Origin of the sequence: uncultured Bradyrhizobium sp., assembly GCF_936928535.1 — a bacterium.
GTDB lineage: Bacteria > Pseudomonadota > Alphaproteobacteria > Rhizobiales > Xanthobacteraceae > Bradyrhizobium.
Map to the genome: position 1 here is coordinate 20,681 of NZ_CAKZHY010000151.1, position 8,062 is coordinate 28,742.

Sequence of the window (8,062 nt, forward strand, 5' to 3'; positions counted from 1 at the left end):
GCCCCGGAATGACGGCGGCGAAGTCAATGCCTGAAATGCCGCATGCCCGTGAACACCATTGCGATGCCGTGCTCGTCGGCGGCCTTGATGACCTCGTCGTCGCGCATCGAGCCGCCGGGCTGCACCACCGCGGTGGCGCCGGCCTCGATGCAGGCGAGCATGCCGTCGGCGAACGGGAAGAACGCATCCGACGCCACCACCGAGCCCCTGGTCAGCGGCTCGGCAAGCTTCAGCTCGTTCGCCGCATCCTGCGCCTTGCGCGCCGCGATCCGCGCTGAATCCACGCGGCTCATTTGGCCCGCACCGATGCCGACGGTGGCGAGATCCTTGGCGTAGATGATGGTGTTGGACTTGACGTGCTTTGCGACGCGGAATGCGAATTTGAGGTCGCGCATCTCCGCTTCCGTGGGCGCACGCTTGGTCACGACCTTGAAGGTCATGTCGTCGACCACCGCGTTGTCGCGGCTCTGCACGAGCAGACCGCCGGCCACCGTCTTGGCGGTCAGGCCCGGCGCGCGCGGATCGGGCAGGCTGCCGGCGAGCAGCAGGCGCAGATTCTTGCGCGCGCCGATGATTTCGATCGCTTCCTGACTCGCGTCAGGTGCGATGATCACTTCGGTGAAGATCTTCGTGATTTCGCGCGCGGTGTCGGCGTCGAGTGCGCGGTTCATCGCGATGATGCCACCGAAGGCCGAGGTGGAATCGCAGGCGAGCGCCTTGCGATAGGCCTCGACGAGGTTCGCGCCTTCGGCGACGCCGCAAGGGTTGGCGTGCTTGACGATGACGCAGGCCGCAGTGCGCTTGGTGTCGAACTCGCCGATGCATTCATAGGCCGCATCGGTGTCGTTGATGTTGTTGTAGGAGAGCTCCTTGCCCTGGAGCTGCCGTGCGGTCGAGACGCCCGGGCGCTTGTCCGGCGTCGCGTAGAACGCCGCGATCTGGTGCGGGTTCTCGCCGTAGCGCAGCGACTGGATCAGCTTGCCGCCGAAGGCGCGGAAATCAGGTGCGTCGATCTCGAGCTGGCGGTTGAACCAGTTCGAGATTGCCGCGTCATAGGCCGCGGTGCGCGCATAGGCCTTTGCGGCGAGGCGGCGACGCAATTTCAGCGTGGTCGCGCCGTTGTTGGCGGCGAGTTCGTCGAGCACGGCCTTGTAGTCGTCGGCTTCGACCACGACGGCGACGTCGTCATGGTTCTTCGCCGCGGCGCGGATCATCGCGGGACCACCGATGTCGATGTTCTCGATGCAATCCTCGAAGCCAGCGCCTTTGTCGACGGTCGCTTCAAACGGATAGAGATTGACGACGAGGAGGTCGATCGGCGCGATGCCGTGCGCCTTCATCGCTTCCGCGTGTTCCTTGTTGTCGCGAATCGCGAGCAGGCCGCCATGTACCTTCGGATGCAGCGTCTTGACGCGGCCGTCCATCATCTCGGGGAAGCCGGTGAGGTCGGAGACGTCCTTCACCTTGAGGCCGGCCGCGGCGATCGCTTTCGCGGTGCCGCCGGTCGAGACCAGTTCGACGTCATGCGCGGAGAGCGCCTTGGCGAACTCGATCAGGCCTGTTTTGTCGGAGACAGAGAGAAGAGCGCGGGTGACGCGGCGGGGATGGTCAGTCATGAGCAAGATCCTCTGTTCAGGGAGTGTCTATGCCCAGGCGCGCGGCGGATATGTGTCGCGCTTCCCGATGGTGCTCCATCCAAGGTCGCCAGTCGCGCGAACGAGCGCTCGATAGCAGCTTTTGGCACAGCTCTCAACGGGCAGAGCCATTTCCGTTCTGATGGGATCGGAACGGGGCTCTACCTTCTTGTTTTGACGCGTTTTCTTCATGCGAACCGGTGTCCGCTTCGCTCGAAAAGGCTTTGGAATAGGGCCGTATCGTGCCTGTTTACAGCGGAAGTTCCGGCTCGCGGCGGGCGTTGCGGCGGGCATTGGTGATCGCGGGCGATGCGGTCGAACGCACAAAGCTCCAGCGGATCGAGGGTGCCTGACGCGCATCCTGGCGGATCACGATCTGGGCGGTACGGCGGGGGCCGTCATTGCCGGCCAGGAACACGCTGTCCTCGAGATCGACCTTGTCGTCGAGGGCTTCGAAGGTCCAGACGTCGCGGTTCGGCAGCACCAGCATGACACCGCGCGCATCCGACAGCCGGCTCGCCTTCACCGCAGGATGCAGATGGAAGCGCAGCGCGAAATCGGCATCCGCACCCTTGAGGCGCGCGCCTTGCGGTGGCGACAGCGTGTCCTCGCCGTCGATCCGCGCGCCGTCATTGGCGACCATCAGCACGCGGCGATGGATCACGCCGAATTTGGCGAGATAGCCGTCATGTGAGGTCGTAAGCAGCGTGCCGCCCTCCACGACCTCGCGATAGCTCTCGACCTCATGGGGGCCGCTGATGACAGGCGCGCCGCGCAGAAGCCGCTTCATCGCCGACATCTCGACGAACTGGCAGGACGAGCTGTCGTGATAGGTCAGGGTCGAATGCGCCGCGGTACTGCGCGCGAACGGCCGCCAATTGTCGCGGCCGGTGGTCGGCATGCCGCAATTGGTGACGATGCGGCTGATGCCGGAGGACAATTCGAACGACAGGCAGCCGGCATGCGCGTCATGGCTGACGCCGGGCGGCGGCGGTGGGCCGGTGTCGATGATCACAGTGGTCGGGCCGGCATCGAGGCGCTGGAAGCCGGTGTGCGGCATGTTCGCCATCGGCGCGCCATGGGCGTCGTCATAGGCGAGCAGCGTCGCGAGCAAGTCTGATGGCGTCGCGCTCATGCCGTTGAACAAAGCGAAATTGCCGTCGCCATGGCGGAAGAAGCGCAGCATCGGCATCATGCGGTCGATCGCATTGAGCAGCGCCGGCGGCGGGGCGATGTTGCGCGCGGCAAAAGTCTGCCGCAGCGGCAACAGGTCGATCAGAAGCTCGATCAGCGCACCCGGGTTGCGGGAGATGTGTCCGCCGTCGGGGAGAATCTGCCGCTGCAACTCGTCTGAAAGTTTCTTCGACGCGTTGCGGATGTGGCGGGCCTGATTGGCAAGGCACAGCGTCGTGTAGCACAGCGCGATCTGCACCTGGAGCTTCGGCACCCCGTCGGGGATGTTGACCATGGTGAAGCGCAGGAAGCGGATCTCGCGCGCGAGTGCGCGCAGGTAGCGGCGGTAGAATTTGTTGTCGGTGTCGCTCAGCACCAGCGGCGCCTGCGACAGCAGCGAGATCACGCGCCGCGCCAGCACGTCGGCGCGGCGGGCGACAGGGCGGCGTTTGTTCGCCGGATTGCTGATCCAGTCCTCGACCAGCGCGCGCGCGTTCGCCCGGGTCAGCGCGGTATCGGCTGCACGCAGGTGCCGGAGCCAGCCGAAGCCCAGCAGCGCGACCTCCCAATCCTCCGACGGCGGATCGAGATCGAAAATCGATCGGCCGTGGCAATTGACGATCTTGCCGGCGAAGACGAAGCGGCCGGCATAGATCTCGGCAGCACGCGTCGCATCCGCGGTGCGCAAATCATGCGGCGCGATGATCAGCCGGTCGGTCCGGCCGGGCCAGACCCGCGACAACGCAACGGAACCGCCGCTCGCGCGCGCGAGCATGTTCCGCGCGAAGCGGTTCATGACCAGCGTCGAGATACGTCTGCGTTGAGCGACCGACACGCCTTGCCTTGAAGGGGGAGAGGATTCCGACGAATCCTTATTAATCCCAAAATCGGACGACCGACACCACCTTGAAAGGCTCCGAATCAGGGTCGCGGTAGCAAAATCCGGTGCAAAATCAGGATTTAACGAGTCGGGCGGCGAAAAATCCGTCGAGCCCGCCGAGCTTCGGGTCGGCATGCGGCAGGTGGCTCGGCAGCGTCCGGAGATCGCCGTCTTTGGTGATGATCTCGCTGAGCCCGGAGACCTCGCTGGCGTCGATCGGGACACGGCGAAGCGAAGGTTCCCCGGCCAACAGCGTGGCGACGGCCTGCTCGCCTTCCTCGGGTTCCAACGAACAGGTGCAATAGACCAGCGTCCCGCCCGGCTTGAGCAGCGAGACGGATTTTTTCAGCAGCCGCTGCTGGAGAACGGTCATCGCAGCGACATCGGACTCCTGCCGCAGCCATGCGACGTCAGGATGCCGACGGATCGTCCCTGTCGAGGTGCAGGGTGCATCGATCAGGATTCCGTCGAAGCCATCCGCGGGCCCCGTCCATTCCACGGCGTCAGCAACGACAGTCTCGGCCTGAAGCGACAGGCGGTTCAGATTTTCGCGCAGGCGCGCCACCCGGGCGGGCGAGCGGTCGATCGCGGTGACGCGCGCGCCTGACAGTGCCAGCTGCGCGGTCTTGCCGCCGGGCGCGGCGCAGAGATCGGCGATGGATTTGCCCTTGATGTCGCCGAACAGCCGGACCGGCAGCGCCGCGGCAGCGTCCTGTACCCACCATTGTCCTTCGGCGAAACCGGGCAGCATGGTCACCGAGCCGTGCAGCAGTGTGCGCACCGAGCCGGTCGGCAGCACTTCACCATGCAGCCGGCTCGCCCATTGCGCGGCATCGGACTTCACCGTCAGATCGAGCGAGGGTTCATGGCCGAGCGCGAGCGCCATCTCCCGCGCAGTCGCCTCGCCGTAATGCGCGCTCCAGCGCGCCAGCAACCAGGGCGGCAGGTCCAGCGATTGCGATGCGACCTCCTCGACCAGCGCCTGGCCCTCGCGCGCGCAGCGGCGCAGCACCGCGTTGACGAGGCCGGCATAGCGCGCGGCACGCCGGTCGGATTGTACCAGACGCACCGAGAGATCGACTGCGGCGTGATCGGGCACGTCCATCCAGAGAATCTGGGCTGCGCCGATCAGCAGCGCACTCTGCGCGCGCGGTGCGTCGGACGGAATGCCCTTGTCGAGCAGACGCGAGAGCACATGACCGAGCGTGCCGAGCCGGCGCAAAATGGTCGCGACCAGGCGCCGCATCAGCGCACGGTCGCGGTCGGCGAGTGTCTTCAGCCCGGGATGGGCGCCGGAGCCGTCGAGCTGGTCATCGAGCGTGCGGTGCTTGTGCAGGACGCCGTCGACGATATCGGCAGCGATCCGCCGCGCCGCGAGACCGGGCACTTCGGACGGAGGAGCAAAACGTTGAGATGGCATGCGGACGTAAGGTTCTGAGCGAGCGGCAGTTCCGCCGATAGGGGCGCATGCCTTGAGGATACCTTCTGTGGCATGCGAATATGCCAAATGTAAGAATGGTCTCTGGTGATTTCAGCCCTGAGCTGCCATTTCAGCAATGCGTTATTGGACGTCGCGCGTATGACGTTCCTGCGCTAGGACCTAGCAACGATGAACGACCAATCTTCCGCCTCCAATCGCAAGCCCCTGCCACCGGCGGCCCAGCGGGCGCTGGCCGAAGCCGAGGCGCGTCGGCAAGCTGCAGCTGCGCATGCCGAGGCGGCCCCGAAGGAATTGCAGGGGCCGAAGGGACCTGAGCCCACCCGCTATGGCGATTGGGAGCGCAAGGGCATCGCCTCGGATTTCTGAGGCTCGGCTTTTTTAGGTTCAGCTTTTCAGGCTCTCTTGTCGGTCCGGCCGACTCAGCCCTAGCGTGCGCGGATGTCGCGCTTCGACCCAGACAGTTCCTATCGGCCGCGGTTCGGCGGCTCGCCGTTCGGCCATCGCTTCTCCGGATTGTTGCCGTGGATGTTCGTGGTCGGAATCGTCGTGGCGGTCGTGCTCACATTCCGGCACGGGTCGAACTGGCCCGTTCCGCATTCGGCCGACGTGCGCGCGCAGGACGCCGAGATCATCCTCCAGCATTCAGGCAATCCCGACGAACGCCTGCAAGTCGACGTCGTCCGTATCATTGATGGTGACACTTTCCTGGCGCGCGTGCATCAAAGTGGTGGACGCGATCTCCTCGCGCGGGTTCGCCTGCGCGGCATCGATGCGCCCGAGATGAAGGCCTCTTGTCAGGCCGAACTGGACAAGGCGGAGGCGGCGACTGACGCGCTGCGCAATCTGCTCGGGCAGGGCGGCGTCACGATCTACAATCTCGGCTCGGAAAAATACGGGCGCGTCCTCGCCGACGTCGCAACCAGAAGAACTACCAATGTTTCAGCGGCGATGCTCGCGGGCGGTTATGCGCGCAGCTACAACGGCGGCCATCGCGACGGCTGGTGCACGCGCGGCTGGCGGTTCTGGTAACAAAAAAGCCGCGTCGAAACGCGGCTCTTTCAATCTCTGGCTTTGATCTCTTCGATCAGCGCGTCACGACCACCTTGGTGCCGACCGAGACGCGGCCGTAGAGATCGGTGATGTCGTCGTTGAGCATGCGGATGCAGCCATAGGAGACGAAGCCGCCGACCGAGCCCGGCACATTGGTGCCGTGGATGGCGTATTCGCCGCCGGCCAGTGTCATGGCGGCAACACCCATCGGGTTGCGCGGCGAGCCGCCGGGAATGACGTCGGGAAGCTGCGGCTTGTCGCGCTTCACTTCGGCGGGCGGCGACCAGGCCGGGTTGCGGTACTTGCCGTCGATGCGGGTGGTGCCGGCCCACTGCTTGCCTGATTTGCCGACGCCGACCGGATAACGCACGGCGTGGCCGTCATCGAGAATGAGATAGAGCCGCCGCTCGTTGGTTTTGACGACGATGGTGCCCGGCGAGTAGTCGGCCAAGTGCGCGCCCACCATCTCCGGCCGCGCTTCGGCTGCCGTCGACATCAGCGCCCCTGCCGCGACGGTGGCGGCCAGCGCCAGTGCAATCTTCATTGACATCGATTTTCCCCTCAGCCCGAAACGGATCGTCGAAATTCACGCAAAACCGGCAATCGCTGCCTTGCCCAGACATTCTTAACCGCGCTTGTTAACCGGACGGTTTCCACGCGCGGTCGCCGAGGGCGAGCCAGCAGGGGGAACAAAGGAAATGTTCGAAATAAAGTAAATGACTTGAAAACAACACTTGGCGGGAAAGATGCGGCTGTGTCGGCGCGCGCCCTGACAAATGCGTGAGGTGCTTTGAGGAGCGCCGGGGCGAGACGGTTTCGTGTCCCGGACAAGCGAAGCGCGGATCCGGGACCCAGTTCTTTCTCGACGCGGCTCGATGGGCCCCGGCTCTGCAGCACACCGCCAAAGAGGCGCTGCGCTGCGTCCGGGGCATGAGAGCGACCCTTACGCGGACTTCTTGTTCTGCCGGTTCTTGACGAGATCGTCGACGACGGCGGGATCGGCCAGCGTCGAGGTGTCGCCCAGGCTGCCCGGCTCGTCCTCGGCGATCTTGCGCAGGATACGGCGCATGATCTTGCCGGAGCGGGTTTTTGGCAGGCCCGGCGCAAACTGGATCTGGTCGGGCGAGGCGATCGGTCCGATCTCCTTGCGCACCCAGGTGACGAGTTCCTTGCGCAGCTCCTCGGTCGGCTCGATGCCGGCCATCAGGGTCACATAGGCGTAGATGCCCTGCCCCTTGATGTCGTGCGGGAAGCCGACCACGGCGGCCTCCGACACTTTCTCATGCGCCACCAGCGCGCTCTCGACTTCCGCCGTGCCCATGCGATGGCCGGAGACGTTGATGACGTCGTCGACGCGGCCGGTGATCCAGTAATAGCCGTCGGCATCGCGGCGGCAGCCGTCGCCGGTGAAGTATTTGCCCTTGTAGGTCGAGAAATAGGTCTGCTCGAACCGGGCGTGATCGCCATAGACGGTGCGCATCTGGCCCGGCCAGGAGCGCGTCAGGCAGAGATTGCCTGTGGTCTCACCCTCCAGCACCTTGCCGTCGGCGTCGACGATCTCGGGCGCCACGCCGAAGAACGGCTGCGTCGCCGAGCCCGGCTTGAGCTTGGTCGCGCCGGGCAGCGGCGTGATCAGGATGCCGCCGGTCTCGGTCTGCCACCAGGTGTCGACGATCGGGCAGCGGTCGTCGCCGACGACGCGGTGATACCATTCCCAGGCTTCGGGATTGATGGGTTCGCCGACCGAGCCGAGCAGGCGGAGCGAGGCGCGCGAGGTCTTCTTCACGGGCTCGTCGCCCGACTGCATCAGCGCGCGGATCGCGGTCGGCGCGGTGTAGAAGATGTTGACCTTGTGCTTGTCGATGACGTTCCAGAAGCGCGAAT

7 protein-coding genes and 1 riboswitch are annotated in these 8,062 nt (G+C 65.2%); of the genes, 2 read left to right on the forward strand and 5 right to left on the reverse strand.

Going from position 1 to position 8,062, the window contains the following annotated elements; all coding sequences use genetic code 11:
• Window positions 1-23: 23 nt before the first annotated feature.
• The 3 genes from purH to Q0687_RS28925 all read right to left on the reverse strand — a co-directional run bounded on the left by purH (window position 24) and on the right by Q0687_RS28925 (window position 5,107).
• Entirely contained in the window at window positions 24-1,616 is a 1,593-nt protein-coding gene (gene purH, locus Q0687_RS28915) for a bifunctional phosphoribosylaminoimidazolecarboxamide formyltransferase/IMP cyclohydrolase (RefSeq protein WP_298884802.1), read from the reverse strand.
• A gap of 24 nt (window positions 1,617-1,640) precedes the next feature.
• Window positions 1,641-1,722, reverse strand: a riboswitch (ZMP/ZTP riboswitch).
• A 162-nt stretch (window positions 1,723-1,884) separates the two neighbouring features.
• The gene (locus tag Q0687_RS28920; RefSeq protein ID WP_298884804.1) at window positions 1,885-3,603 is read right to left on the reverse strand and encodes a heparinase II/III family protein; all 1,719 of its coding nucleotides are present in this window, start codon (window positions 3,601-3,603) and stop codon (window positions 1,885-1,887) included.
• Window positions 3,604-3,760: 157 nt separating this feature from the next.
• The gene (locus Q0687_RS28925) at window positions 3,761-5,107 is read right to left on the reverse strand and encodes an RsmB/NOP family class I SAM-dependent RNA methyltransferase (protein ID WP_298884806.1); all 1,347 of its coding nucleotides are present in this window, start codon (window positions 5,105-5,107) and stop codon (window positions 3,761-3,763) included.
• 189 nt (window positions 5,108-5,296) lie between these two features.
• Here Q0687_RS28925 and Q0687_RS28930 point away from each other — a divergent pair, with 189 nt between their 5' ends.
• Window positions 5,297-5,494 (forward strand): DUF1674 domain-containing protein, encoded by a 198-nt coding sequence (locus Q0687_RS28930; RefSeq protein ID WP_298884808.1) that lies wholly within the window; start codon window positions 5,297-5,299, stop codon window positions 5,492-5,494.
• A gap of 72 nt (window positions 5,495-5,566) precedes the next feature.
• Window positions 5,567-6,157, forward strand: a complete 591-nt coding sequence (locus Q0687_RS28935; protein WP_298884809.1) for a thermonuclease family protein — start codon at window positions 5,567-5,569, stop codon at window positions 6,155-6,157.
• Between the two features lie 55 nt (window positions 6,158-6,212).
• Here Q0687_RS28935 and Q0687_RS28940 read toward each other — a convergent pair whose 3' ends face one another.
• Together Q0687_RS28940 and Q0687_RS28945 are read right to left on the reverse strand one after the other, a co-directional pair.
• Window positions 6,213-6,728 (reverse strand): L,D-transpeptidase, encoded by a 516-nt coding sequence (locus Q0687_RS28940; protein WP_298884811.1) that lies wholly within the window; start codon window positions 6,726-6,728, stop codon window positions 6,213-6,215.
• Window positions 6,729-7,121: 393 nt separating this feature from the next.
• Window positions 7,122-8,062 (reverse strand): AMP-binding protein (locus Q0687_RS28945; RefSeq protein WP_298884813.1); only part of this gene is annotated, 941 nt, incomplete at its 5' end.

Excerpts from the sequence above, each read along its gene's own strand:
- purH (WP_298884802.1), bottom strand. The coding sequence starts at position 1,616 with ATGACTGACCATCCCCGCCGCGTCACCCGCGCTCTTCTCTCTGTCTCC.
- Q0687_RS28920 (WP_298884804.1), bottom strand. The coding sequence starts at position 3,603 with ATGAACCGCTTCGCGCGGAACATGCTCGCGCGCGCGAGCGGCGGTTCC.
- Q0687_RS28925 (WP_298884806.1), bottom strand. The coding sequence starts at position 5,107 with ATGCCATCTCAACGTTTTGCTCCTCCGTCCGAAGTGCCCGGTCTCGCG.
- Q0687_RS28930 (WP_298884808.1), top strand. The coding sequence starts at position 5,297 with ATGAACGACCAATCTTCCGCCTCCAATCGCAAGCCCCTGCCACCGGCG.
- Q0687_RS28935 (WP_298884809.1), top strand. The coding sequence starts at position 5,567 with ATGTCGCGCTTCGACCCAGACAGTTCCTATCGGCCGCGGTTCGGCGGC.
- Q0687_RS28940 (WP_298884811.1), bottom strand. The coding sequence starts at position 6,728 with ATGTCAATGAAGATTGCACTGGCGCTGGCCGCCACCGTCGCGGCAGGG.